Raw genomic sequence first — 25,496 nt, 5'->3', positions numbered from 1 at the left:
CGCAAAGATACTATTTCTATAAAAATAAAACAGCAACCAAATGGCTGCTGTTTTCGTATATATACCTAGGAGTTTCCAAAACCCTATTTTTTATAATACTTCATAGCTTCGGGTATCAAACTCTGCAATTGCGTTATTCTTCTAGCATCATTAGGGTGAGTACTCAACCATTCTGCCGGTTGATTGCCGGACTTAGCACTGGCCATGCGCTCCCAAAATTTAATTGCAGCATTAGGGTCATATCCAGCCATTGCCATTATGATAAGCCCAGCCTTATCGGCAGCTAGTTCGTCCTCTCGCGAAAATTTCAACATACCGATAGGAGCACCGATGCCGTAAGTTAGATTAAGCGCATCGATCCATTTATTATCAGTGGTTTGCGAAGCAACACCGATGATCTGACCTAACCCTTGAGCAGCGATCTTGTTTGACACCTGTGCTACTGAATGTTCTTCAATAGCATGTGCGATCTCATGCCCCATTATTGTAGCCAGTCCAGCATCCGTGCCCGTAAACGGTAAAATACCCGTAAAAACAGCGACCTTACCACCCGGCATGCACCAAGCGTTTACTTCATCATTTTCAATTAAATTAAATTCCCAATTAAAATTATATCGATCGGCAATACCTCTTTCCTTAAGAAATCTCATAGTTGCAGCCGCGATGTTATTTCCAACACGCTTTACTGCTGTGGCATTAGCGGTACCGGTAACCACTCTTGTACTAGAATTTGACAGAAACTCTTTGTACGCCAACGCGGCTTGTTCATTAATAGCGCTACTATCGACCAATTTAAGATACTTTCGACCTGTGATAGCTGAGGTTGCACAGCCGGCGACCACTCCCGCCATCAATACTATAGCTGTGTATTTAAATAACTTTTTCATCAAAATATTTTTTATCTGCGATGGCTAAGCCAAATACAAGAAATAATTAACAATTCCTATGCCTAAAAAACTAATCGTTTCGTCTTTTTTTAAATAGATAAATTTTGGACTCGTGCCCCTTCAGTAAACGTTCTATATTTTTCTGATGTGTAATCAATATTAACGCGCATATTGCAATAGCGTAAAGCATGATCGAGGGTACTGTTGTCTTAAATATTAGAGCTAATGTTATCGGAAAGGTAAACCCGGCAGAGATTGAACTCAACGATACATAGTGGGTAATCAACAAACATAAAATAAATACAGATACACAGCATAGCGCGGCAGGCCAGTGAATAGCCAACACCATCCCAAACAAAGTCGCAACGCCCTTTCCTCCTCTGAATCCTGCGAAAAGCGGAAACAAATGCCCCAAAACAGCGATAACTCCTAACGCGAGCTGAAAATTCACAAAATGCGGTGATCGATAATCGCCAACTATGGATGAATCCAATAGGTACGGTAGGTTAGTGGCCGTCCATCCCTTAAATATATCAACAAACATCACGATTGCACCCGCTTTTTTACCCAACACACGAAAGGTATTGGTGGCACCAGCATTCCCACTTCCATATTCCCTAACATCCACACCATAAAATGCTTGTCCAAACCAAACAGCAGTCGGTATTGATCCAAATATATAGGCTAGAATTACGATACTTACTAAGTAAATAGAAATCATCAATTCCAATTAAATAAGTTTGGCTTTAAGACTTAAATCTAGACTTTTTACCGAATGGGTCAACGCTCCTACTGATATAAAATCTACACCAGTCACGGCATAGCTACGTATTGTCTCTAATGTAATTCCGCCCGAAGCCTCTGTCATCATCTTACCATTTACCAATTCTACGGCTCTTTTTACATTTTCCGGTGTGAAATTATCAAACATCACGCGCTCAACACCATTGCAGCCCATCAATTCTTCAAGTTCCTGAAAATTACGCACCTCTACTTCTATCGGTATATCGATTCCCTTTTCTATCTTGTACTTTAACGCATTAGACACCGCTTGAAAAACACTTCCCGCATAATCAACATGGTTATCCTTAATCAAAATCATGTCGTACAGGCCAAAACGGTGATTCACCCCTCCTCCGACAACAACAGCTCTCTTTTCTAAAAATCGAAGTAAAGGCGTGGTCTTTCTTGTGTCCAATACTCTAGCCTTTGTGCCACTTAATTCCTTGACATACTGCGCTGTTCTACTAGCTATCCCTGACATCCTCTGCATGACATTAAGTACTAAGCGTTCTGCTTTAAGAATAGAATGAATCCTACCTTTTGTAGTCAACACGATATCTCCCACATTCACTTTATCACCGTCCTTAATAAAAACTTCAATTTGTAGCGTAGGATCTACTTCTTTCAATATTTCAACTCCTACGTCAACTCCTGCTACAATACCATTTTCTTTCACTAGCAGTTTAGCTTCCCCCATTTTATCTTCGGGCAAAGCTGCTAAAGAGGTATGATCTCCGTCCCTAACATCCTCCCTCAAAGCCTGTTGTACAAAAAAACTAAGCTCTTTCTTATACTCTCGATCCATTTAATTTGTTTCAAATAATAAGCTAAGATGAATAAAATAAATTTATTCTAAAAAATTATTGTTTATTAACTCTTCAAAAATCAATCTATCCGGAGCTCAGATATTGATGCAGCTCCCTTCAATTCAATGACTTTCACTAGAACGCGAAAATTTCTATTTGCAGTCTTGACATTATAGATAAAATAGCGGTTTGATTGGTTACCACCAGAGGCAGTAACCCTTTTGACTTCTGTCACTTTATGCTGTCTAAAAAAATCAGCAAGAAGCAATTCGCCCTGAAACCGGGTTACGACTTGTTCTTCTTTATCAATAGAGAGACTAATAGAGGATGAGAAATATTTGGCAACTGCCTTGGCATTATTCGCTTTTAGTCCTTGGATTATATTGTTATTTAAATTAATAATTTGAAATGAGCATAGTAAAATTATAGACGGAATAGCAAGGAAAATCAAGTTTTTAGTCATCATAAGATACAATAGGTAACGAAGCATAATAAGCTTAAAATGGCAAATAGCAAGCTAAAAGTATGCCACAAATGTGCTTTTTAAACCAAGCATAGTGAAAACATTATCTTTTAAAATCATTATATTTGTGTGTGGACAATTTAAATCAAAAAAAAGTAGCCCTACTTATCCTGGATGGATTAGGGTATGGCAAAGAAGATAGTTCAAACGCAGTCTTAGCCGCTCAAAAGCCCTTTCTTGATAAGCTATTGGCAGGCTATCCTAACTCTAAGTTAGAAGCATCAGGCGAATCGGTGGGACTTCCGCAAGGACAGATGGGAAATTCTGAGGTCGGCCATATGAACTTAGGTGCAGGCAGGGTAGTATATCAAGAGTTAGGCCGTATTAATAAGGCTGCTCGCGACGGAGAGTTCAATCGTGATCAAACGATTCAAAATGCATTTAGTTACGCACAGATAAACCAGAAGAAGGTACACTTCATAGGTTTGTTATCTGACGGTGGCGTGCACGCACATATCGATCATTTAAAAGCTTTATGCGACGCCGCACAATTTTTTGGACTGCGGGATGATCAAGTTTTCATACATGCCTTTATGGATGGCAGAGACACTGATCCTAATGGAGGAGTTCCTTACTTGCAAGATCTTAAAAATCATCTAGTACATTCCTGTGGAAAAATAGCTTCCGCTATAGGTAGATACTATGCGATGGATCGGGATAATCGTTGGGAGCGCGTTCAGCAAGCTTACAATTTATTAACTAAAGGTATAGGAACACATTCAACAGATGTAGTCGCTAGCGTACAGGCTTCCTATGATGACGGTATTACCGATGAATTCATAAAACCTATTGTTATTGTAGACGAGACAAATACCCCAATAGCTACAGTCGCTGATGGGGATGTTGTCATCTGTTTTAATTTCCGGACAGACCGAGGTCGGGAGATCACCATTGCACTCACCCAAGAGGCTTTTCCAGAATATGGTATGCATCCTCTAAATTTACATTATGTTACTTTGACAGCCTATGATGAAACATTCAAAAATATCAACGTAGTATTTCAAAAAGACAACCTTTCTAAAACATTGGGCGAGGCATTAGCTTTACAGGGAAAAAGTCAAGTACGAATAGCCGAAACCGAAAAATATCCTCATGTGACTTTTTTCTTTTCGGGTGGCCAAGAAGCTGAGTTTGAAAATGAAAGACGACTTTTAATTCCTTCACCAAAAGTCGCGACATATGATCTGCAACCTGAAATGAGTGCTGTTGCCATTACCCAGGCAATTACAGATGATATTAGAGAAAATCAACCTGATTTTATCTGCCTTAATTTTGCTAATCCGGATATGGTAGGACATACAGGTGTATTTGATGCTGTAGTCAAAGCTGTTGAAACGGTAGATCGGTGTACACAACAAGTTGTAGAGGTTGGTTTATCATATGGATATTCTTTCATTATCTTAGCAGACCATGGCAATTCTGAATTTATGCGCAATGCGGACGGCTCTCCAAATACAGCGCATACGACTAATTTAGTGCCATGTATATTGATTGATGAAGATTATAAGCATATCAAAGATGGCAAATTAGGTGATATTGCTCCAACAATACTTAAAATCATGGGGTTGACTATCCCTAAAGAAATGACCGGAGATGTTTTGGTATACTAGCAAACTATCCCGCATGATAAGAATTACAAAAGCAGTAAGCATACTATGCATTACTGCTTTTACTTCATCCTGTACTTCTGCTTCTAATAATGCACATAATTCAAATGACCTAGAGATTGATATACCTTCTTTTTTTCAAAATGAGATTGCATTGTTGAATTCAAAGAGACCTACAGTTACAAAGACTGTAAAAAAAGACAGTATATCAGAAACCAAACAGCTAACTGTCTCCGATTGGCAAAAAGAACTCGCCAATTTCACTTCTATTGATATTAACAAAGCTGCCTATCGCGGTAGCTATCACAAAGACAGTATTGGCAATACGGTAACTTACAGTTTCAAGGATTCTGCTCTAGATCTATCATCTTTAAAAATTGTATATGATAATGGTATTCCTTCTATTTTTACAATTAAAAAAGTCACAAAAAATCTTCTCTATGACACAGAGGAAAATTTAGAATACATCAAAGGAAAGAGTTATAGCGTTGACAAAACGCAAGTTGTTAAAGCCCTAGGAAGTCATCACTATCAGATAAAAGGCAGAATCGAAGAACAAATCGGTAAACCTTTTTAAATAGGATTTTCACGAAGCAAAAAAGGCATCCTCATTTCAGCTGAGGATGCCTTTTTTGCATTATGAAACATTTTACTTATGTCGAGCAGCAGCCTTCTTCTGCGCTCTCAGATTAAGATACTCCACAAGAACAGAGAAAGCCATTGCAAAATAGATGTATCCTTTAGGGATATGTTGATCAAACGCTTCTGCCGTCAGTGAAACACCAATCAAAAGTAAGAAAGCTAAAGCTAGCATTTTTACGGATGGATGATCATTCACAAACCGGCTTATTGATTCCGCTGATACCAGCATAATTCCTATTGCTACAATAACTGAAGCGATCATCACACCAATCTGATCGACCATCCCCACAGCGGTGATTACCGAATCCAGGGAGAATACTAAATCGAGGATAAGTATCTGCATAATTATAGATGCAAAAGAAACTACTTTTTTACCCGCGGTTGACGTTTCGGCATGGCCCTCTACTTTATGGTGAATCTCAGTTGTACTTTTATAGATCAAGAACAAACCACCTATAAAAAGGATTAAATCACGTCCAGATAACACAAGATAACGTGCATATTTCTCATTAGTTATATTAAACCATTCAGCAAAGTTGATAAGAGGAGCAGTCAACCCCATCACCCATTTGATAGAAAAAAGCAGTAATACACGCATTACCAAAGCAAGTAAAAGACCTATTTGCCTTGCTTTTTTCTGTTGTTCCAACGGCAGCTTAGCACTTTGAATCGAAATAAAAACGATATTGTCTATCCCTAGGACAATTTCCAATACCGTCAATGTCAAAAACGAAATCCAAATTTGGGGATCAGTAATCCATTCCATATATAAAGTATAATTTTAAGACGTAAAAATATAAAATAGAACGAATAATCCTAATACCTGACCAAAGAAATTATATGATCACTAAAGCGTGACAGTCGCCCCTCTCCTTTCAGAAAATCTAAACTTATTATAAAAGAGAACCCGACAACTTCGCCACCTAGCCTTTCAATCAATTTGGCCGTTGCCACTACAGTACCACCAGTAGCCAATAGGTCATCGTGTATCAACACTTTCGCTCCGCTTTCGAAAGCATCCTCATGGGCCTCGATGGTGGCTTGCCCGTACTCCAGTTTGTAAGACTCTGACACGGTTTTATAAGGTAGTCGTCCCTGCTTCCGTATGGGAACAAAAGGAATCCCCAACCTATTGGCGAGCATTAGTCCAAAGAGAAACCCTCTGCTTTCTACACCAGCAATTACGTCAATATCCAATCCATTCAACCTTTTCACAAACTCTTCAACAATCTCAGAGCAGAGCTTTGCGTCTTTTAAAATTGGAGTTATATCCTTAAACAAAACACCTGGACTCGGAAAATCCGGTATATCCCGAACAATAGCTTTTAACTTTGATTCTATCATATTAATTTTAAAACTCTAAGTAAGGCTCAATTTTACGGAAAAAATCCTGATTCAATAGTCGAATAGATTCCAAACTTTTCAAGTCTTCATAAAAGCCATGCTGCTCTCTATAATTTATAATCCACTGGGCCTGTTTCCACGATATGTAAGGATGCTTTGCCAATTCATTTAGGGACGTCTTATTAATTTTTATTTTCTTGACTGGTTCTTCAGGAAGATAGAGCTTATCTTTGATCAATGCGAAAGTTTCTGAAGGCAGGCCATAGACTTCAGCGATTTGATTGACATCGTGAAAACCACCTAATGCTTCCCTATACTTGATAATCCTTTTCGCCAAAACCGGACCTATCCCCTTCAATAACACCCACGCCGTACTATCGGCATTCCCGATATCAACCAAGACTTCTTTTCTTTCTTTGGTCGGATACACAACATTATCCTTTTTCTTAAAGTCTGTCCCTTGTTCGTAACTAGTATGTCCAATATCCGCTATTGAGTTAATCTTGATATAAGGTAATAATCGTTTATAATCTTCTTCCGAAATAGCGTAGATCCGAGATAAATCTTCTTTCTTCCGGAAACGCCCACCTTTTGACTCAAAATTTTTAATCACTTGCGCCTGCTTAACCGACAAGCCTAAGTTCGTCCACCGCTCTATAGATAGCCCATTGGGATCGAATTCATCCAAATCTACCTCCTTTGACTGCAAAAACCGGGGCCTACTGCCCGTCAATCTATTAAAATACACACTGTCACTTTTCAAATCATTGAATAGAATCACTTCATGTTCCAACGATTCATCCTTTCGTATAGCGTCATACAAATATGGTATAGATAACAAAAACAAAACTATGAGGCTGAGCGTAATAAACCCTCTTTGTTCGGCCAAAGACAGTTCAAAATAACTAAAAAGTCTTTTCATAAGATTATCATAAATAGATCTCTTTTTATATTTTAGACCCGCAGGTTAACAATGTTTACTTAAATTTGGGAAATTAATACGGAATTTTGAAATGTATTTCATCAATGCGCCTTTTTTTCTTCGTTGGATGTACCCTGACGTGACTTGGAACAGGTCACGAATGGATAAAAAGATATATCTTACCTTTGACGACGGCCCTATTCCAGAAATTACACCTTGGATTTTGGATACTTTAAAGCAACACAAAATCCAGGCAACATTTTTCTGTGTCGGAGAAAACATAATCAAGTATCCAGAGATCTTTCAGAGACTTCTCCATGAAGGTCATCGTTTAGGCAACCATACTTTTAGCCACCTAAAAGGCTGGGATACTTCAGATGCCGTATATATGGAGAATATCAGATTATGCCAGCAACATACATTGTCCAATCTTTTTAGGCCACCTTATGCTCGGGCCAAAAGATCTCAGATCAAATTATTACGTAAAGATTTTGAATTGATCTATTGGGATGTTCTATCGGGAGATTTTGACACCAACCTTAGTCCAGAAGCATGCTACCATAACGTTCTAAAACACACAAAGAATGGATCCATCGTCGTCTTTCACGACAACTTAAAAGCTATTCCGCGTGTTCAATATGCTCTCCCCAAAATGATCCAACATTTCTCCCAGTTAGGTTATACTTTCGATATTCTTTAATCGGTGATTGATACTATTCTAACACCGTAATCTTTCGCACTACAGACACTGAAAAATCCCAATGCCCCGTTCGAAATATTCGACGTTGGATTTGCCGGAGCTGCACTACCGGGGTTCAACATCTGGATTTGATTCCAATATGTATAGACCTCTTTCGTTACACACTGTCTACGTACGATAACAGAATCTCCCAAAGCTAATGAGTTATCTTTATCTGTCACACCGTGAGACACGTAAAGACCATCATTAAACTTATCACTAAAAGTACTTGCAAATTTAAAAGAAGATCCGTTTACAGAAATATTATATTTATAGTAATTGGCTATATTTTTTTGATCTTCAAATTTTAGCACCACTGAATAGTAAGTCTCATCAAAAATAATCTCCTCCTTTATGGCCAATGAGTCTATCGGCACAAAAGGCATCATCTTGGTTGAAGATAGAAATACTTGTCCTTTGACATTCACTGTCAAATCATATCTTAACTCCTCCTTGGGTTTAAAGTTTTTACGTCGATAGGCACCATTCCCTTGGTCTTCAAAAACAAATTCTCTTCCCTCGCTATCTTTCACGACTACTGTCGCACCGGTAACAGGCTGGTTAGCCACAGGCGAATCAAAAGCCACAGTTTGGGTCAACCAAATCACTTGATCAGAGCTCAGGTTATTCAAGTCTGCTTCAATCACAATCTTCGGGTTTGCTTTATTCAAATCTATATCGACCAAGTCCTCACATGATACAAGCGTAAGGATCAAGACAATTAATATATTAAATCTAAATAGTCTCATCTTTAAAATTTAAAGTTCCAGGTAACCGATGGAATAGCTCCAAACAAAGCTATGCGGTAAGCCTCGGTAATGTTTGCATTATTTTCATTCTCTCTAAAATCAATGATATAGGCATTCTTTCGGTTATAAACATTGTAGAGACCAAATGACCAACTTGAGCGAAAACGTTTGTGTAGTGGTTTAGGCTCATATGTAGCCGAAATATCTAATCGATGATAGTCAGGCATACGGTAGCCATTCCGTTCAGTATAATAAAACATCGTATTACCGTTTACGCTATATTTGCCACTTGGAAAGGTGATGGCATTTCCCGTGTAATACACGAAATTAGCCCCCAAACTCCATTTTTTAGTTAATTCATACATGGCAACAACTGAAACGTCATGCGTTCTATCCTGACGCGCATTAAACCAATTTCCATCATTGATTTGGTCAAATTGTCTTTCACTTTTTCCTAGCGTATAGCCTATCCAGCCATTGAAACGACCTTTCGTCTTCCGTAATAACCATTCCACTCCATAAGACCTTCCCTTCCCAAACAACAATTCTCCTTCCAAGAATTTATTAGCCTGCAAGTCGGCACCGTTTCTAAAGTCTATCTGATTGCCCATGAATTTGTAGTAGGATTCTACGGACAGTTCAAAACTATTATCCGCAAAATTTCTAAAATAACCTAAGGCTACTTGGTCAGCATACTGCGGTTTAATATTCACACTGCTCAATACAAACTGGTCTGTAGGTAGCGAAGATGTGGTATTTGTAAGTTGATGCAGATTTTGCGTGACGCGGTTAAATGATGCTTTGATACTATTTCGGGCGTTCAAAATCAAGGACATGGACAGTCGAGGCTCAATATTAAAATGATGCTTTATTACAGTGCTGCCATACACCTGGCTATCACTGGCCTGACCATCTTCATCAAATGTATAGAATGTCCCAGGTCCTTTTACCAAGAAATCGGTTAGTCTGACGCCATAAATCACGGACAACCAATTTAAAGGCTTCCATTCATGAGAACCATAAGCAGCTAGTTCTATGCCATTTCTTTTTTCAATATCAAGCGAGTTCACAGACGAGCTATTAGTCGCATTTAGACTTGCTGGTGATATTTTCTGGCGTAATACATTTACCCCAAAACGAAATGTATTAAGATTATTCCGGTAATACGAAAAGTCCTGTTTAAGATTAACATTCTCTATTTTCGAAGCGATTTCAAAGTCACTATCATCATTCGACACGTTTACATTATAAGTAAAATCACTATAGATTAAGGTAGTATTACTGAATAGCTTTTCGTTAAAAACATGATTCCACCTTGCGGTAGCAGTAGCATTTCCCCAGTCAAAACTAAACAAATCACCATATCCCATATCATCTTTTCCAAAATATCCCGATAGATACAGCGTGTTTTTATCATCAAACCTATAATTCATTTTCGCATTCAGGTCATAAAAGTATAGCTTACTCTTATTTACCGTCTCATCATTTGATAACTTCAGAAACAAATCGGCATAGGTACGTCTACCAGAGATCATAAATGAACTTTTATCTTTGACGATTGGTCCCTCTAGTTTCAAGCGCGAAGCAATCAATCCCAAACCTCCCTCAGCAGCGAATTTTTTATTATTACCATCGAGCATACGTATGTCCAACACCGAAGAAGCTCTTCCTCCATACTGAGCAGGTATCCCTCCTTTATACAAGGCGATGTCTTTAATAGCATCTGAATTAAATGTAGAGAAAAACCCCATTAGATGCGATGCATTATATACAGTAGCTTCGTCCAAGAGAATTAAATTCTGGTCACCACCACCACCCCTCACGTAAAAGTTAGAGGAGCCCTCTCCTCCTTTAGCTACACCTGGAAGCATCTGTATTGTCTTTAAGATATCTCGTTCCCCAAATAACACCGGAACATTTTTCACTTCTTCCATCGTGAAATTCAGTGCCCCCATTTGGGCATTGGTTACATTATCGTTTCTCTTCCTACCAGAAATAACGACTTCTTCCAATACATTCTCTACAGGATCGAGTTCAAAAGATAACCGTTTGCCTTCCGAGACACTAACTTTAACAACTATTGGTTTATAACCTACAAAGGAGACAATTATCTCAGCCTGCCTTTCTGCTACATCTATAGAAAAATAGCCATAACTATTGGTCGATGCGGTTAGGTTCTGATTTTTCACCTGCACAACAGCACCGATCAAAAGCTCCCCCGAAGAAGCGTCCTTCACGTACCCACTTATCGTTTTTTTCTCTTGTGCGATAGCGGTAACAAATGTAAATACGCTTAAAAATACAAAGACAAGTATACGCATATAATGAATTAGGGATAGGTAGATTAATTTCTGAAAAACTGATCAAAAAAAGCCATTTGCAGTTGCACCGATTGCGCCCAATAATCCCAGTTATGCTTACCGGGCATGGATACAAAAGTGTGAGGTATGTTCAGGTATGTCATCCTCTCGTGCAACTTTTTATTAACCGTATAAAAAAAATCTTCTGTGCCACAGTCGATAAAAAACTTCAAGCTATTGGGTTTTATTAAATGTAGCATTTCCATAACCACATGACTGTCCCATATTTCCTTATTTTCAGCATAAGTGCCTAATCTTTGGATTATTTCCCAGTTGTTCGGAAAAGGCCTAAAGTCAACCCCTCCTGCCGTACTACCAATAGCACCATAGACGTTTTGATGTCTTATTCCTAAATACATAGCACCATGTCCTCCCATACTTAATCCGGAAATCCCCCTTCCTTCTCTAGTCGTACACACCACATATTCTTTTTCGATATAAGCGACAAGTTCTTTCGAAACAAACGTTTCATACTGATTATTCTTGTCATTTTTCACATCCCAGTACCAGCTACCGTAACCACCATCTGGGCACACAACAGCATAATTGTACCTATCTACCAGTGTCTTAATATAAGGCACTTTATTTACCCAATTAGAATAGTTTCCGGAGTAACCATGCAATAAATATAAAGTAGGAACCGGCTTACTTTGGTTTTCCGGAAAAATTACAACCGTTTTAATCTTCTTTCCCATACTTTCGGAAAAAACTTCAACAGTATCGACCTGAGCGGCCTTTAACTGAAGGCCCAAAAAGAATAATGTCGTAAGTAAAAAATAACGCATAGTATCAATAATCATATTTATAAAGATAAGCATCTAGACCAAAAGGTCGTTCAGAAATTGTATAAAAGAAACGATCATCCCGATCAAAACAAATAGCTTCCCCTTGAGGTTCTATTTTGTAAGGTATGTTTTTAAAGTCTCCTTTCAAGGTAGAAATTATGTCTTGTCCCTTTTTACGTTCCCACAGGAATACTGAATTCAAATTTTTAATAAGGATGAATTTACCATCTTGCCGTATATCAGCTGCCGTTACAAAAGTAAAAGGCAATTGCATCTGAGGTTCTAATTCGTACACGCTCTCCTCTTGAAAGGCAGAGAGTGATAAGCTAAATACGGTAGACTTAAAGTCTCTCTTTGAGACGATATATATCCTGTTATCTATCGGATCTACAAATAATGCCTCAGCATCCCGTCTTTTATCCTTATATCTAAATTTGATTTCCCGGATTTCATCTGCTTCAATGCGGTAGTTATCACGACCTGGTTCTAGGATAGGCTCTTTGAATAAAAACAGAGACAATGTATCCCTGTCCCGTAGATTGTTGCCCATATCAGCTAATAGCAGATAGGATATACCACCTATGCTCAGGGCGGCAATATCCTCCGCATCTACCAATGTGACTCCCCCTAGTTCGAGAGTAGCTATCAGCCCAGCTTCATTACCGATTGCGTAAATAGCAGACCGATCACCACTATCATTGTGTACCCAGAATACTTTACTACCATAGGCTGAAGCCGTAATCCCAGACACTTCGGTGAGCGCAGAACTACGCAAATTACCAATTATTACAGGATCCTGAGCTACAGTAATACTTGCACTAAATACAAGCAAAAAAGCTGTCAACCAGACATATGTTATCCACATTATTACATTTATTCTTTATCAAATACCAGAGCTCCACTTACATTCCAAAAACTCATACTATCTCCCTCTTTCGGCCCCTGTGGTATTTGCACACGAAGTTTGTGTTTACCTGCTTTGAGATCCCCGAAATCAATAAAGATAGGATAGGTAATGGTACCGGGGCACCAATTAGATCTACTTAGATCAGAAGAAGACAATCCATTTTCAAAATTTCCTGACACAGGATTATACAGTCTATAGCTCCCACAATCAACACGCCACGGAGTAAACTGAAACATCGACTGTCCGTCCAAGTACACCCTGTTTGTTTTAGGGACAAACTCATCTCCATTACCCCATCCACCATGGCCAGTCGTTATATAACGTAATTTTGCATTCTTAACATCCTTATCCAGAACAAACTCAAATTCAAGACCCTTTTCTTGACCAAATAATGTAGGATACCCTTGCCCTCCCATCTCCATTACGTTCGTCGTATTGAATAAAGCGAGCATATCTACACTTTTAGCATAGTTTGAGCCTCCCGGGTGTATTGTCAACTCCAAACTCACTTTATGTCCTCCCTTATCGTAGTTTCCTATATAAGTGCCAATATAAACATTCTTCCCGGCCATTACCTTCAAAAACTCAGAAATATCCTGTCTATATACTACACTGTCCTGCCAGGTTTTATCCTTAAGTGACAATCGTCCATTAAAATGCGAGACACCAAAAGGCGTAAAGAAACGCATCAGTTCAAAAATCGGCGAATATCCTGCAGTACGTACCATTCCCAGATAAGATTGTCCATCCCCATTTTCGTAAGCAGGCAATGTCTTCATACCCTTTCTCATACCGTCCAGAAAGCTCAGGTTTTGATCTTCTGCAATCATAAATACCGATCCCGTTCTATCATAAGCATCTCCGTTAGATTTCTCGACCAACTCGATAAAAGCCTGGCTATTTTCTGATACCTCCGGTATGCGGATTCGCTTCATTATCACTGTACCTTCTGCAAATCTCATTATGGAATCCGATTTGATTCCCGGTTGAAAGCATATTTGTTCGTTTTTGAAGATAGGAACTTGTATAAATCGACTTTTCCATAAAATATCCTTATAGGTCAATCCATCTAACAACAAATTTTTATCTGGAAATTTCAACAGGCTAGGTAAAGATTTTACCAGCTCCACATGCGTCGCAACAAGACCCGAATTGCCGTTACGCCGATACTCCATTACCAAGCCCAGATCAAGTCCCATATCATTCGGGGATGCGTTTATTCCAAGATCTTTATTATACCAAAGTTCTATCGCATTCGAGTTCACCGAAGTTGTTGCTTTGCGCACCTCCCGATCCAGAACTTTCTTCCTATCGTCAGCAATAGTATAACTATAGCGTACAAACGCCTGTTCATCCAGTGTCGCGATCTTCTTATCCGAAGATAATGCTGATTGCTTAATCATTGTCTTTTCCCCGAAATCTACGTAAGACTCCTCATAAGGATATCTAACGTTTCCGCCTATCACACTCTGTTTCGTTATTATGGTCTTATTTTTGGAAGCGTATACAATTACCGGGTCTTGCTTCGTTATAGCGCCATCCCTAAAATAGTGATAGGTTATCTTATATACATCCTGTCCCATACCTATCATCACATACAACTGACATAGGATTATCCAGACTATTTTCTTCATAATTATTCTATTTACAATACTTCAATTACAGTTCCGTTTTCAATTGGGTGCGAGGTACATATCAAACATTTTCCATTAGTAACCTCTTTATCCGTTAATACTTCATTATAATCCATCCGTACTGCGCCTTCTTGTACTTGAGATATACAAGTACTACACATACCGGATTTGCAGGAATAGGGCAACTTTATCTTATGTTCCAACCCTACATCCAACACACTTTTATTGTAAGGAATCGTCAATAAGTATTGCCGACCATCAAATTTCAGCGTGATGTCGTAAGAAGTTTTGTCTACCGGTTCTTCTTCCTTCTCATCTTCATCCTCCTCCTCTTCCGGAAAATGAAAAGTTTCCCTTCTTATATCTTCATCCGGAAAGCCCATCCCCAAGAGCGTAAAACGGCACAAATCCATATAGAACAAAGGTCCGCAGGTATAAAATATACTTTTCGTTCCTTCTTCCAAGTTGTCTTTGACTAATTCAATAAGATACTCCCGATTCAATCTGGCTTTCAAAAGATTCTTCGTATTAGACCAGATAAATTCTATTTTCAGTCGTTCGGGATACATTTCTTTCCAATGAAGCAACTCTTTATAAAACAACGTATTTTCCTTGCTACTATTGCTATAAACGAGGATCACTTTACTGTTGTCCTCTCGGGTTAGTGCGGTCTTAAGAATAGAAAACAGTGGAGTGATACCTACTCCTGCTCCAAAGAGAAAAACAGTTCTACGAACCTCCTTAACGGGTTCATATATAAATAATCCTTGGGGATCCATCACTTCAATAACATCGCCGACAGAAGTACTATGATGCAATAGTCTAGAAATCTCTCCGTTGTCTACGCGCTTTACAGTTACCTCATAGGGTTCTTCCACATCTGGCGAGCTACTAAACGAATACGATCTCCTTACTTCGCGTTCAGCAAACTCGAAGCATAGTGTTAAAAATTGTCCAGCTTTATAGGTGGGAAAATTTCCCGACAAATCCTCAAAACGAATAGAAATATTATGATTTGGGTGCTTTATTATATCCGAGATTCTAAACTTATACATAGAGCTAAAGATAGAAAACTTAAACCGTTTAAAGCAAAAAAATCCCAACCGCATTGGTTGGGATTAAATATATTAAATACGGTAAATTACAATTTACGTTTTACTTCTACTTGCTCGTAGGCTTCCACGATGTCACCTACCTGTATATCGTTGTATTTATCAATTTGAAGACCACATTCATAACCATGAGTAACCTCTTTTACGTCATCTTTGAAACGTTTCAATGAAGCTAGTCTACCGGTATGAACTACGACACCATCGCGGATTATGCGGATATCGTTGTTTCTAGTGATTTTACCTGTAGTGACCATACATCCAGCAATTGTACCCACTTTCGTGATTTTGAATGTCTCACGGATTTCAACCTCTGCAACAATCTTCTCTTCAAACTTAGGTTCCAACATACCTTCCATCGCCGATTTAAGCTCTTCGATAGCATCGTAGATGATAGAATATAAACGGATATCAATTTGTTCAGCCTCAGCTAGCTTACGTGCATTTTGAGTAGGTCTTACTTGGAAACCGATGATCACAGCATCCGATGCAGATGCTAACAACACGTCAGACTCCGAGATAGCGCCCACCGATTTGTGAATGATATTAACCTGAATCTCATCCGTAGATAACTTCAATAAAGAGTCGGATAAAGCTTCGATAGATCCATCCACATCCCCTTTAACAATGATGTTAAGTTCTTTAAAGTTACCAATTGCCAAACGACGACCTATCTCATCGAGTGTAATGTGTTTCGTAGCACGCATACCTTGTTCACGTTGCAATTGCAAACGTTTATTCGCAACTATACGAGCTTCCGATTCGCTCTCCATCACGTACAGTTTATCTCCCGCGGTAGGTGCACCCGACATACCAAGAATCTGAACCGGTACCGAAGGACCTGCCTCTTTCACACGCTCACCGCGTTCATTAGTCAACGCCTTCACTTTACCAGAGTGCGAACCTGCTAAAATAGCATCTCCAACACGTAGAGTTCCACCTTGTACCATCACCGTAGTTACAATACCACGTCCTTTATCCAAAGCAGCTTCGATTACCGAACCTACAGCACGTTTTGTAGGATCAGCCTTAAGCTCAAGCATCTCAGCCTCCAACAATACTTTCTCTAATAGCAACTCCACATTTTCACCTGTTTTTGCTGAAATTTCTTGCGCTTGGAATTTTCCGCCCCAGTCTTCTACAAGAATATTCATCGCAGACAACTGTTCACGGATTCTGTCTGCATTAGCGCCTGGTTTGTCCACTTTCGTGAAAGCGAATACAATAGGTGCGCCAGCAGCCTGAGCATGATTAATTGCTTCTTTTGTTTGCGGCATCACGGCGTCGTCCGCAGCGATTACGATAATAACGATATCCGTTACCTTCGCACCACGGGCACGCATCGCTGTAAATGCTTCGTGACCAGGAGTATCCAAGAAAGTTATCTTCCGACCTCCGTCAAGCGTTACTGCGTATGCACCTATGTGCTGCGTAATACCACCTGCTTCACCTTTAGTTACATTTGCTTTACGGACATAATCCAATAAAGATGTTTTACCGTGATCGACGTGTCCCATTACAGTAACAATCGGAGCACGAGGTATCAAGTTATCTTCGTTGTCAGCTTCTTCTAGTTCTGTAGTTTCCTCATCTTCCGGTTTTATAAATTCGATTTTGTAATCAAATTCATCCGCTACAATAGCTAAGGTTTCAGCGTCAAGACGTTGGTTGATCGAGACAAACATTCCCAAGCTCATACATGTACCGATAACTTTCGTAACAGGAACATCCATTAAGTTCGCTAACTCATTTGCTGTTACAAATTCTGTAACACGCAATACTTTGGACATCATTTCTTGTTCCAATGCAGCCTCTTCTGCCGATAAAGCTACATCATCACGCTTCTGTCTACGCAATTTGGCACGTTGAGCAAACTTACCGGACTTACCAGCACCACTCAAACGAGCTAAAGTTGCTTTAATCTGATCTTGGATTTCCTTTTCTGACAACTCTCCTTTAGGAGCGGCATCTTGTCTCGGACCTCTATTTCTAGGATCAAACTTACCTCTTCCTGCAGGTGCATTTCCACCTGGACGGTTATTATTGTTACCTCTAGGGCCTCCTCCGTGTTGGAAGCCTCCTGGTCTATTTTGACCTTGGCCTTGACCTTGGCCTCCTCCTTGTTGGAAACCGCCTGGTCTATGCTGTCCTTGAGTTCCCCCTTGTTGTCCTCCCTGTGCATTCGGAGAAATAGGTGTACCAGGTTTATTTGTACGTTTACGTTTGCGCTTATTATCTTGATTTGCGTTAGATGATGAAGCGACAGGCTTATCTTTAGGCTTGAAAGTTGGCAATTCAATTTTACCAATTACTTTTGGCCCTTCCAGTTTTTCGGAGCGCGCACGAATCACTTCGTTCTGTTCCTCTACTGGTTTAGATTCTACAACAGGTTTATTCTCCACCTTAATTTCTTCCTTTTTAACTTCAACTTTTTGTTCAGGTTTTTCTACCACAGGTTTTACCTCTTCTACAGGTTTGACTACAGCTGGCTTCTCAATAGGAGCAGCTTCTACCTTTACTTCAGGTTTTACTGGCTCTGCCGCTTTAGGTTCTTCTTTAACAGGCTTTGATGTTTCTACAGGTTTAGGCGTTTCTACAGTTTTAGGTTCTTCCTTTATAGGCGCTACAACTGGTTCTGCCTTCACCTCAATCCTAGGCTCTGCTTTAACCTCTGGTTTTTCAACCGCTTCTTCTTTCTTTTTAAACTTACCCTTATTCAGGCTATCAAGATCTATCTTACCAATAACCTTAAGGTGTCCTCCTGCAGCAGGCTCCTCTTCTTTTTCTTGTTTAGCAGGAGCTTCCTTTTCTACAGGAGCAGATGTTGATACATTCTTAATCAAAAGACCATCTGTATCATCATTATGTTCATCTCTTTTAGAGGTCGTAGAATCTTGAGGCACGGTTGCATTCCCGCCCAAAGGAGATTCATCACGGCGGATTTTACCAATAACAATTTGCTTAGCTTCATCCTTTGCGATTTTATCACCTTGAAATTCGCGCGAAAGAACACCATACATATCTCCAGTTAATTTTGTTGTAGGCTTTGCTTCTACGTCAAAACCTTTTTTACTTAAAAATTCCACTGCAGTACCTATACCAATATTAAGTTCCTTTGCTGCTTTGAGTAAGTTTATGCTTTTACCTTCTGTCATCTATTTATTAACCTCTAAAAATCTATTACTACAAAAATATGTTTTTTTTACTCGCAATTAACAAATATTTACATTTAATATGCAATATCCGTAGGGGCAATCGAAGCTTATTCAAACTCCGACTGCAAAATGCGTACTATCTCTTGAATAGTATCTTCTTCTAAATCTGTACGTCGTGTCAATTCTTCTAATGACAATGACAACACAGACTTCGCACTATCCAGACCAACGCGTTTTAACTCATCGATGATCCAGCTGTCGATTTCATCTGCGAATTCTTCAATATCCACATCCTCCTCTACCTCATCATTCTCTCTATATACATCAATCTCGTATCCGGTCAATTTGCCTGCCAACTTAATATTGTGTCCTCCACGGCCGATAGCTAATGATACCTGATCTGGTTTTAAATAAACAGCAGCCGTCTTCTCGTCCTCATCAATTTTTATTGAGGAGATACGAGCAGGGCTCAGTGCACGCGTGATATATAAAGAATGATTCGTTGTGAAATTAATCACGTCAATATTCTCATTACGCAACTCCCGTACGATACCGTGGATACGGGATCCTTTCATACCCACACATGCTCCTACTGGATCGATACGATCGTCGTAAGACTCAACCGCTACTTTAGCGCGCTCTCCGGGTTCGCGTACAATCTTCTTAATCGTAATTAAACCATCAAAAATCTCAGGAACCTCCAATTCAAACAAACGCTGTAAAAATTCCGGTGCAGTACGAGAAATAATAATCTTAGGATTACTATTCATCATATCCACCTTGTATACTACGGCACGGATACTATCACCCTTTTTAAAGTAATCGGCAGGAATCTGTTCTGTTTTTGGCAAAATCAATTCATTGCCATCCTCATCAAGCACAAGAATCTCCTTTTTCCATATTTGATAAACTTCACCGATCACAAGTTCACCTTCACGATCTTTATATTTTTTAAAGACCTCATCTTTTTCCAATTCCAACACTTTAGAAACCAAAGTCTGGCGTGCAGCCAGAATAGCACGACGGCCAAAACTTTCCAAAGTAATCTGTTCGATATAGTCGTCTCCGACTTCTAAATCAGGATCAAACTGATGTGCTTCAGCTAATTCAATCTCCAAATCATCGTCTTCCGAAAACCCATCTTCCATCACAACACGCGTTCTCCACATTTCCAAATCCCCATTATCCGGATTCACAATAACGTCAACATTTTCGTCTGTACCAAAACGTTTACGAATCATGCTACGGAACACTTCTTCTAATACGGTTATTACCGTCGGACGGTCGATATTTTTGAACTCTTTAAACTCCTGAAAAGAGTCAATTAAATTAATATTGCTGCTCATTTTTAACTAAATGAAATTAACACCTTTGTTTCTTTTATTTGATCCATTGGAAGCATGACTTCTTTTACTTCAGCCTTTTTCCCTTTTTCTTTTGTTGTCTCTGCTATGACTATCTCGGACTCCGACGCCTTTAACAGCTTACCCTCGTGCTTAACTCCATCAACCAGTTTAACACGAACATTCCGCCCTATATTTTTAGCGTATTGCCTAAGTGACATTAGGCCGCCGTCTATTCCAGGAGAGGACACTTCAAGGCGATACGCATTCTCAATAACGTTTTCCTCCTCTAGATGAAAACCAACATGCTTACTTACCCCTACGCAATCTTCAATTGAGATTCCATTATCTCCGTCCAATAGAATTTCCAGAACTCCATTTTTTAACATCTTTATAGAAACGATAAAAAGATCTGCTCGATCCGCAATCTTTTCCTCTACCAATTCTTTAACACGTTGTTCAACCTGCATAAGCTTATTAAAAATTCAATTAAAAAAGGGGGCAAACCATGCCCCCTTCCTTTCAGATATTACAAAAGTAGGTGTTTTTTTTCAAAAAAACAACCCATAAGCATATATTTTTACAGAAGCTATTCATTTCCATTTATACTATTGATTTTGGAAACAAAAAACATCCCTTTCATTACAAACCTTACTAGGAAATCTTTTTTGTATCCACTACAGCATTTATTGTTTTTTGCATCTGTGCCATCATGGATGTCAAGGATTCCATAGTAGGCTCCACATTCGGTTCCGGAAACTCCGTCGAAATATAAGCTTTAGCTTTCCATACTTCAAGAATTTCCTCTGCAGGAACCCAATAGGGTTCATACACTTTATTATCCGAAAGTAGCTTCAGCCCTTTTTCGTCTTTATATTTAAATGCAATACGCTTATAAACGACACCTTCATTATTAGAGACTACGATATAAGTCTGTCCAGGTTTTATATCGTGCCAATTTTCCACATACTCGCCTACCACTATAGTACCGCTTGGCATTGGCAACATCGAATCACCTTTAATCTCAAAAGCCCGATAGGTCCCTTGTCTAAATATCGGCAGAGAAAACCTTGGAAGATCCTTCACGAACTCAGGATCCCCATAACCATTTAAATAACCGGCGCTGGCCTTAGTAGGCACCAATTCTATATTTTCACGATCTTCCCCATCCACAGTAACACTCAGCACCCGTAAGTTAGAGGCATTACTCTTTGGCACGGGCTTCCAATTCTCGTCAATATGATCATTTGCCAATTCGTCCATTGATAGATCATAATAAGAAGCTATTTTTTTTAGCAAACTATATTTAGGCTCAGCACGATCTTCTTCGTACGCTCCTACCGATGCACGCTTAATATCCATTAAATCAGCAAATTGTTGCTGTGTTAGTTTAGCCCTTTTTCTTAAGAACTTCAGGTTTGATGCTATGTTTGACATAAATTATTTTAAAATATATTTTTCAAAAACTAATTTTATTAGTAACATTGTGCCAATAAAATTAGTAAAAAATAAAACTACAACCAAATAATTTAGTATATCACATGAAAAAACACCTAATTTACATCGCTACAGACCCTAACAGAGTATCTGTTGAAGCTGGATATACACAAGATTTAATGACACAATCATCCGATCTGCAATTCCACTCTATCCACAGCTCAGGTAGGTCACCTAAATTTAATCGTATTGTACACGTAGAAGAATTTTCGTCTTTTGATATCGCACAAAAACGTCTGATAGAACTGACCCGCTTTACACGCATGCAGAAAGAACGATTAATCAGAAGACACAATCCGAATTGGCTAAATATAACATCGTTAAACGCTGGTATGACCAACCCCGCAACAATACATCTTTCACAGACTCTTGTGTCCGCTTACTAAGCCAATTTGATTCCGTTGTGATATACTAGAATAAGTTGTATAAAAAAGTCCTCAATTCTATTTAAGGACATTATAATATTCATAAAAAAAGTCGTTGTTTAAACCTTAGTCTAAACAACGACCCTTAACAACCTCAACATATATCGCATATGTTTTAGGTATAGACTACCATCCCGGCGTAAAGTTTAATCCAAAAGCACCAAATTTTGAACGGGTCTTTTGAAATGGGATAGCGTAATACGGCTCCAATATCATTGCGCCAAAAAGATTGACACGCAATGATACCCCTGCGCTAAATATTGGCACTCTGACATTTTCACTGTATTCCATCACCTGCTGATTGGTTTCTGGATCTATAATAGGTTTTCCCTGTCCATCAACTGCAGGTACCTTATCTGCATCCGTTTTGTCCCATTTAATCTGATCGCCGCCGCGCCATGCCAGACCTCCATCAATAAAAAAGTTCAGATCCGAAAATAAAAAACCAGACTTAACTACAGCAAGCTTCTCAGGCCCCGTAAATGGAATACGTACCTCAAGGTTCGCTATAGCCATACGTGTTCCGATCAGATCCGAAAAATTCACTTTACCCTGTGCGTCAAAATTTCCCGTTTCGTAACCTCTTATCAGGTACGGATACCCGATGTACAACGGGTTTAGAGCTTTCTCATCTTTTCCGGTACGCATATACGAATATACACGCCCTGCTATCGTCACAGGTTTAAGCCTGTGGTATTTTCTCAAGTCTACATTCAGCGCGGTAAAACTATAATCTCCAAAATATTGCTCTACACCGAATCGGTATCTGTACCCCTGCAGTGGCGCTGCTATACCAAATACCGCATTGTCACCAACAAAACCGGCATTCACCTGCTGCAGCGTAAAAGGCTTCATACTTCTAATTCCTAGCACCTCTTCTGCCTCCTCATTCGATATCTTTTGCCGATCACCATATCCCCAATAATAGCTTTGACGCCATTTATCCACGCGATAACTATAGCGCGATATTGCCGCACCGGCTTCGACACGATGATGACGGTTAAATGGAAAAGCTACAAATCCTTCCGCCTGCGTTTGAAAAGTACGAATCAGATAAGTATTCAACGACAACTCCGGCCCGTTACCAAAATCCTCTGTCTCATACATATTATATCCCGACATATACGGAATATGAGACAGCGCTCCTCCCCAGTTGATACGACTACGTTGGTTAATGTAAGCCAGTTGTCCACCGAAATCGTAAATCTCTCCATTAATATTCAAGGCAGCAAAAATCTGATTATAACCTAAGATATCCGAAAACATACCCTGCACACCACTCGAGATCCCCGCACCATATCGCGAACCTACAGACATCCCAATACCACTATTGGCTAGGTAGTCCAATTTAAATTTTGGCGTGTAGGCGATATTATTAATCTGTTCATCACCGATACGACCGAATACATTAAAATTACGCAGGTTAGTATTGACCACGTTAACTCCTCTGCTCATCAATGGAGGCAACATTGCCGCTGTAAAGTCACTTTTACTTCCGTCTACGACCACCGCTTCAAATTCAGAACTTTTCGCTTTATAGACATTATATTTATTTTTTTTAAAATAAGAGTACACTATTTCGTCGTTATTGGAAATGCTCATCGCTGGAGAATACTCTGTAATGCCTGATATTCCTGTGAAATAGTCCGTCAAGCGTTCTACCGTACCTGAAGCAATCAAATACCGGTACATATTACGGTAGCCGTCTCCATTCGACAAGAAATAGATTTCCTGTCCATTGGAGGAAAAGTGTGGATTTAAGTTATTCGCTCCAGGAAAGACATTAATATTCCGAATCTCTCCCGTAGACACTGTCAATACCGCTAAGTTCATCGGAATATCCACCTCTCTGTTGTCACTTTGCAACGCCAATCTATCTGTACTAAACACAATATACTTGCCATCTTTCGAATAGCTTGGTTGAAAATCCGAATACACATCATTCGTCAACTGTGTCACTTTGTTCGTTTTCAAGTTGTAGGTATACAGATCCGAATGTCCATTGCTCAATCCAGAAAAAGCCAGTGTTTCACCATCCGGAGCCCAGGTTATATTCGCAAACTCCACAATATCCCCCATCGATTGCACAGATAGAGTCTTGCCTGTCTCCACGTCCACTGTCATCAACTTGCTTTTTCCCTCACTAAACACAGAAAATGCAAATTTCTTACTATCTGGAGAAAATGAACCCGCAGACTCTAAAAAACTAAACTCGTCAATATCTTTATTCGTCAATTTACTTCCTAACTTACGGATCATCTTTCCTGTATAGGCGTCTGCGAGATACAGATCAATACTGAACATATCCTTTTCCGACAGATAAGCCACATATTTACCATCGGGAGATATCGTAGGAGACACATTCATACTTCCTCCATTCGAGGGGTTAATTAACGATACACCAATTGGTCGTGATGCTGTATCCTTTCCCAATCCACGATACATACTTTCCATACTATTCTTCCATAGTGTAGAGACAGTCTGCGAATCATAGCCAAATACCCTTCGCATAGCGTAATCATATCCATATTTCGCCGTCTCTATAAATAATGGCATAATCACGGTATCACCATATGTAGAGCCGATATAAGACCAGAACGCCTGTCCGTATCGATAAGGAAAGTAGTTATAGGACTGCTCCGTCATCTGCTTTAGTGAAGGGATATCATTATTTACATACGCATCCCGCATCCACATCGATGTAAAAGCATCCTTCTTGCCGATCGAAAAATACTCGGCCATCCCTTCCACCATCCAAAGAGGGATGTTTCCCAGATTTTCCAGACGAGTAGAATCACCTCCCTCCATGATCACCCTGTACTGGAATGCGTGTACCAGCTCGTGCCCCAATACATGTCGCGTCTGTTGGTTGATCTGCATAATAGGCATCACTACCCGTTGTTTGAAGGCCTCGGTCACACCACCGGTCCCCACACTGATCTCTCCTGATATTGCAGTAGTCTGTTGAAACTCGGGATGGTTATTATAGACGATTATGGGATTTTTTCGGGAGAATGTATCTTGAAAGACCTGTTGATGTAGCTCATACCACACCTCAGACTCTTTGGCAAGCCAACGGACCAAACTATCATTTTTTGAATAATAGTAAAGGTTAAAATGAGGTGTGTCATACACCCTAAAATCCAACTTCTTATAGCGCATTTTATTCTGCCCAAAGTATTGCGCTTGTGCAGCCTCGCCCAATACTATCAAAAATAAAAAAGCTAAAGCTATTTTAGTCACCCACTGGATCATTCCGTTAGTCATAATTGTCGTAAT

General features: G+C 39.5%; 22 protein-coding genes. 4 read left to right on the top strand and 18 right to left on the bottom strand.

The genetic code is table 11. The annotated features are described in order from the left end of the window. Nucleotides 1-83 precede the first annotated feature (83 nt). The 4 genes from G7B18_RS11580 to G7B18_RS11565 all read right to left on the bottom strand — a co-directional run bounded on the left by G7B18_RS11580 (nucleotide 84) and on the right by G7B18_RS11565 (nucleotide 2,942). Nucleotides 84-887 (bottom strand): M48 family metallopeptidase, encoded by an 804-nt coding sequence (locus G7B18_RS11580; protein WP_164112478.1) that lies wholly within the window; start codon nucleotides 885-887, stop codon nucleotides 84-86. A 70-nt stretch (nucleotides 888-957) separates the two neighbouring features. Then, nucleotides 958-1,608: a glycerol-3-phosphate 1-O-acyltransferase PlsY gene (gene plsY / locus G7B18_RS11575; RefSeq protein ID WP_164112477.1), complete on the bottom strand. Its 651-nt coding sequence runs from the start codon at nucleotides 1,606-1,608 to the stop codon at nucleotides 958-960. A 9-nt stretch (nucleotides 1,609-1,617) separates the two neighbouring features. Continuing rightward, a complete protein-coding gene (gene nadC, locus G7B18_RS11570; RefSeq protein ID WP_164112476.1) occupies nucleotides 1,618-2,475 on the bottom strand; it encodes a carboxylating nicotinate-nucleotide diphosphorylase in 858 nt (285 codons plus the stop codon). Nucleotides 2,476-2,555: 80 nt separating this feature from the next. After that, nucleotides 2,556-2,942, bottom strand: coding sequence for a DUF4783 domain-containing protein (locus tag G7B18_RS11565; protein WP_164112475.1), 387 nt, complete (start codon nucleotides 2,940-2,942; stop codon nucleotides 2,556-2,558). Nucleotides 2,943-3,070: 128 nt separating this feature from the next. On the opposite strand from G7B18_RS11565, the gene gpmI reads away from it, so the two are divergent. Both gpmI and G7B18_RS11555 read left to right on the top strand, forming a co-directional pair. Then, nucleotides 3,071-4,609 (top strand): 2,3-bisphosphoglycerate-independent phosphoglycerate mutase, encoded by a 1,539-nt coding sequence (gpmI, locus tag G7B18_RS11560; RefSeq protein ID WP_164122650.1) that lies wholly within the window; start codon nucleotides 3,071-3,073, stop codon nucleotides 4,607-4,609. Between the two features lie 13 nt (nucleotides 4,610-4,622). Next, nucleotides 4,623-5,183 (top strand): hypothetical protein, encoded by a 561-nt coding sequence (locus G7B18_RS11555; protein ID WP_164112473.1) that lies wholly within the window; start codon nucleotides 4,623-4,625, stop codon nucleotides 5,181-5,183. 72 nt (nucleotides 5,184-5,255) lie between these two features. On the opposite strand, the gene G7B18_RS11550 is transcribed toward G7B18_RS11555, so the two are convergent. The 3 genes from G7B18_RS11550 to G7B18_RS11540 are packed head-to-tail and all read right to left on the bottom strand — an operon-like array spanning nucleotide 5,256 to nucleotide 7,514. After that, nucleotides 5,256-6,014, bottom strand: coding sequence for a TerC family protein (locus tag G7B18_RS11550; protein WP_164112472.1), 759 nt, complete (start codon nucleotides 6,012-6,014; stop codon nucleotides 5,256-5,258). 50 nt (nucleotides 6,015-6,064) lie between these two features. After that, nucleotides 6,065-6,592: an adenine phosphoribosyltransferase gene (locus G7B18_RS11545; protein WP_164112471.1), complete on the bottom strand. Its 528-nt coding sequence runs from the start codon at nucleotides 6,590-6,592 to the stop codon at nucleotides 6,065-6,067. 7 nt (nucleotides 6,593-6,599) lie between these two features. Next, on the bottom strand, nucleotides 6,600-7,514 hold the full coding sequence (locus G7B18_RS11540; protein ID WP_164112470.1) for a helix-hairpin-helix domain-containing protein: 915 nt from the start codon (nucleotides 7,512-7,514) through the stop codon (nucleotides 6,600-6,602). A 160-nt stretch (nucleotides 7,515-7,674) separates the two neighbouring features. Here G7B18_RS11540 and G7B18_RS11535 point away from each other — a divergent pair, with 160 nt between their 5' ends. After that, on the top strand, nucleotides 7,675-8,214 hold the full coding sequence (locus G7B18_RS11535; protein WP_370659335.1) for a polysaccharide deacetylase family protein: 540 nt from the start codon (nucleotides 7,675-7,677) through the stop codon (nucleotides 8,212-8,214). On the opposite strand, the gene G7B18_RS11530 is transcribed toward G7B18_RS11535, so the two are convergent. From G7B18_RS11530 to G7B18_RS11485, 10 genes are all read right to left on the bottom strand, one after another. Beyond that, entirely contained in the window at nucleotides 8,211-9,002 is a 792-nt protein-coding gene (locus G7B18_RS11530; protein ID WP_164112468.1) for a DUF4249 domain-containing protein, read from the bottom strand. The two genes, G7B18_RS11535 and G7B18_RS11530, sit on opposite strands and share 4 nt — an antisense overlap. A gap of 2 nt (nucleotides 9,003-9,004) precedes the next feature. After that, complete coding sequence (locus tag G7B18_RS11525; protein WP_164122646.1) at nucleotides 9,005-11,323, bottom strand: TonB-dependent receptor; 2,319 nt, start codon at nucleotides 11,321-11,323, stop codon at nucleotides 9,005-9,007. A 23-nt stretch (nucleotides 11,324-11,346) separates the two neighbouring features. Then, nucleotides 11,347-12,162 carry an alpha/beta hydrolase gene (locus tag G7B18_RS11520; protein ID WP_240452843.1) on the bottom strand — a complete coding sequence of 272 codons (816 nt, stop codon included), beginning with the start codon at nucleotides 12,160-12,162 and terminating at the stop codon, nucleotides 11,347-11,349. Next, the gene (locus G7B18_RS11515) at nucleotides 12,152-13,012 is read right to left on the bottom strand and encodes a hypothetical protein (protein ID WP_164122643.1); all 861 of its coding nucleotides are present in this window, start codon (nucleotides 13,010-13,012) and stop codon (nucleotides 12,152-12,154) included. The genes G7B18_RS11520 and G7B18_RS11515 overlap by 11 nt, the downstream gene beginning before the upstream one ends. An 8-nt stretch (nucleotides 13,013-13,020) precedes the next feature. Then, a complete protein-coding gene (locus tag G7B18_RS11510; protein WP_164112465.1) occupies nucleotides 13,021-14,688 on the bottom strand; it encodes a PNGase F N-terminal domain-containing protein in 1,668 nt (555 codons plus the stop codon). Between the two features lie 11 nt (nucleotides 14,689-14,699). Then, a complete protein-coding gene (locus G7B18_RS11505; protein WP_164112464.1) occupies nucleotides 14,700-15,743 on the bottom strand; it encodes a ferredoxin--NADP reductase in 1,044 nt (347 codons plus the stop codon). 86 nt (nucleotides 15,744-15,829) lie between these two features. Then, on the bottom strand, nucleotides 15,830-18,952 hold the full coding sequence (gene infB, locus G7B18_RS11500; RefSeq protein WP_164112463.1) for a translation initiation factor IF-2: 3,123 nt from the start codon (nucleotides 18,950-18,952) through the stop codon (nucleotides 15,830-15,832). Nucleotides 18,953-19,059: 107 nt separating this feature from the next. Continuing rightward, complete coding sequence (gene nusA, locus G7B18_RS11495; RefSeq protein ID WP_164112462.1) at nucleotides 19,060-20,298, bottom strand: transcription termination factor NusA; 1,239 nt, start codon at nucleotides 20,296-20,298, stop codon at nucleotides 19,060-19,062. Nucleotides 20,299-20,300: 2 nt separating this feature from the next. Continuing rightward, nucleotides 20,301-20,765 carry a ribosome maturation factor RimP gene (rimP, locus tag G7B18_RS11490; protein ID WP_164112461.1) on the bottom strand — a complete coding sequence of 155 codons (465 nt, stop codon included), beginning with the start codon at nucleotides 20,763-20,765 and terminating at the stop codon, nucleotides 20,301-20,303. Between the two features lie 184 nt (nucleotides 20,766-20,949). Further along, the gene (locus G7B18_RS11485; RefSeq protein WP_164122641.1) at nucleotides 20,950-21,732 is read right to left on the bottom strand and encodes an XRE family transcriptional regulator; all 783 of its coding nucleotides are present in this window, start codon (nucleotides 21,730-21,732) and stop codon (nucleotides 20,950-20,952) included. Nucleotides 21,733-21,836: 104 nt separating this feature from the next. Here G7B18_RS11485 and G7B18_RS11480 point away from each other — a divergent pair, with 104 nt between their 5' ends. Next, a complete protein-coding gene (locus G7B18_RS11480) occupies nucleotides 21,837-22,178 on the top strand; it encodes a hypothetical protein (protein WP_164112459.1) in 342 nt (113 codons plus the stop codon). Nucleotides 22,179-22,343: 165 nt separating this feature from the next. Here G7B18_RS11480 and G7B18_RS11475 read toward each other — a convergent pair whose 3' ends face one another. After that, nucleotides 22,344-25,484: a basic secretory protein-like protein gene (locus G7B18_RS11475; protein WP_240452842.1), complete on the bottom strand. Its 3,141-nt coding sequence runs from the start codon at nucleotides 25,482-25,484 to the stop codon at nucleotides 22,344-22,346. Between the last annotated feature and the right edge of the window lie 12 nt (nucleotides 25,485-25,496).

Origin of the sequence: Sphingobacterium sp. xlx-130, from assembly GCF_011007405.1 — a bacterium.
Taxonomy (GTDB): domain Bacteria; phylum Bacteroidota; class Bacteroidia; order Sphingobacteriales; family Sphingobacteriaceae; genus Sphingobacterium; species Sphingobacterium luzhongxinii.
Note: the sequence above shows the minus strand (reverse complement) of the source record. Positions and strands in the feature narration are given on the sequence as shown.

What these genes read in the sequence shown, in the direction of transcription:
- G7B18_RS11580 (WP_164112478.1), bottom strand. Translation starts at nt 887, where the DNA reads ATGAAAAAGTTATTTAAATACACAGCTATAGTATTGATGGCGGGAGTG.
- plsY (WP_164112477.1), bottom strand. Translation starts at nt 1,608, where the DNA reads ATGATTTCTATTTACTTAGTAAGTATCGTAATTCTAGCCTATATATTT.
- nadC (WP_164112476.1), bottom strand. Translation starts at nt 2,475, where the DNA reads ATGGATCGAGAGTATAAGAAAGAGCTTAGTTTTTTTGTACAACAGGCT.
- G7B18_RS11565 (WP_164112475.1), bottom strand. Translation starts at nt 2,942, where the DNA reads ATGATGACTAAAAACTTGATTTTCCTTGCTATTCCGTCTATAATTTTA.
- G7B18_RS11555 (WP_164112473.1), top strand. Translation starts at nt 4,623, where the DNA reads ATGATAAGAATTACAAAAGCAGTAAGCATACTATGCATTACTGCTTTT.
- G7B18_RS11550 (WP_164112472.1), bottom strand. Translation starts at nt 6,014, where the DNA reads ATGGAATGGATTACTGATCCCCAAATTTGGATTTCGTTTTTGACATTG.
- G7B18_RS11545 (WP_164112471.1), bottom strand. Translation starts at nt 6,592, where the DNA reads ATGATAGAATCAAAGTTAAAAGCTATTGTTCGGGATATACCGGATTTT.
- G7B18_RS11540 (WP_164112470.1), bottom strand. Translation starts at nt 7,514, where the DNA reads ATGAAAAGACTTTTTAGTTATTTTGAACTGTCTTTGGCCGAACAAAGA.
- G7B18_RS11535 (WP_370659335.1), top strand. Translation starts at nt 7,675, where the DNA reads ATGGATAAAAAGATATATCTTACCTTTGACGACGGCCCTATTCCAGAA.
- G7B18_RS11530 (WP_164112468.1), bottom strand. Translation starts at nt 9,002, where the DNA reads ATGAGACTATTTAGATTTAATATATTAATTGTCTTGATCCTTACGCTT.
- G7B18_RS11525 (WP_164122646.1), bottom strand. Translation starts at nt 11,323, where the DNA reads ATGCGTATACTTGTCTTTGTATTTTTAAGCGTATTTACATTTGTTACC.
- G7B18_RS11520 (WP_240452843.1), bottom strand. Translation starts at nt 12,162, where the DNA reads ATGATTATTGATACTATGCGTTATTTTTTACTTACGACATTATTCTTT.
- G7B18_RS11515 (WP_164122643.1), bottom strand. Translation starts at nt 13,012, where the DNA reads ATGTGGATAACATATGTCTGGTTGACAGCTTTTTTGCTTGTATTTAGT.
- G7B18_RS11510 (WP_164112465.1), bottom strand. Translation starts at nt 14,688, where the DNA reads ATGAAGAAAATAGTCTGGATAATCCTATGTCAGTTGTATGTGATGATA.
- G7B18_RS11505 (WP_164112464.1), bottom strand. Translation starts at nt 15,743, where the DNA reads ATGTATAAGTTTAGAATCTCGGATATAATAAAGCACCCAAATCATAAT.
- infB (WP_164112463.1), bottom strand. Translation starts at nt 18,952, where the DNA reads ATGACAGAAGGTAAAAGCATAAACTTACTCAAAGCAGCAAAGGAACTT.
- nusA (WP_164112462.1), bottom strand. Translation starts at nt 20,298, where the DNA reads ATGAGCAGCAATATTAATTTAATTGACTCTTTTCAGGAGTTTAAAGAG.
- rimP (WP_164112461.1), bottom strand. Translation starts at nt 20,765, where the DNA reads ATGCAGGTTGAACAACGTGTTAAAGAATTGGTAGAGGAAAAGATTGCG.
- G7B18_RS11485 (WP_164122641.1), bottom strand. Translation starts at nt 21,732, where the DNA reads ATGTCAAACATAGCATCAAACCTGAAGTTCTTAAGAAAAAGGGCTAAA.
- G7B18_RS11480 (WP_164112459.1), top strand. Translation starts at nt 21,837, where the DNA reads ATGAAAAAACACCTAATTTACATCGCTACAGACCCTAACAGAGTATCT.
- G7B18_RS11475 (WP_240452842.1), bottom strand. Translation starts at nt 25,484, where the DNA reads ATGACTAACGGAATGATCCAGTGGGTGACTAAAATAGCTTTAGCTTTT.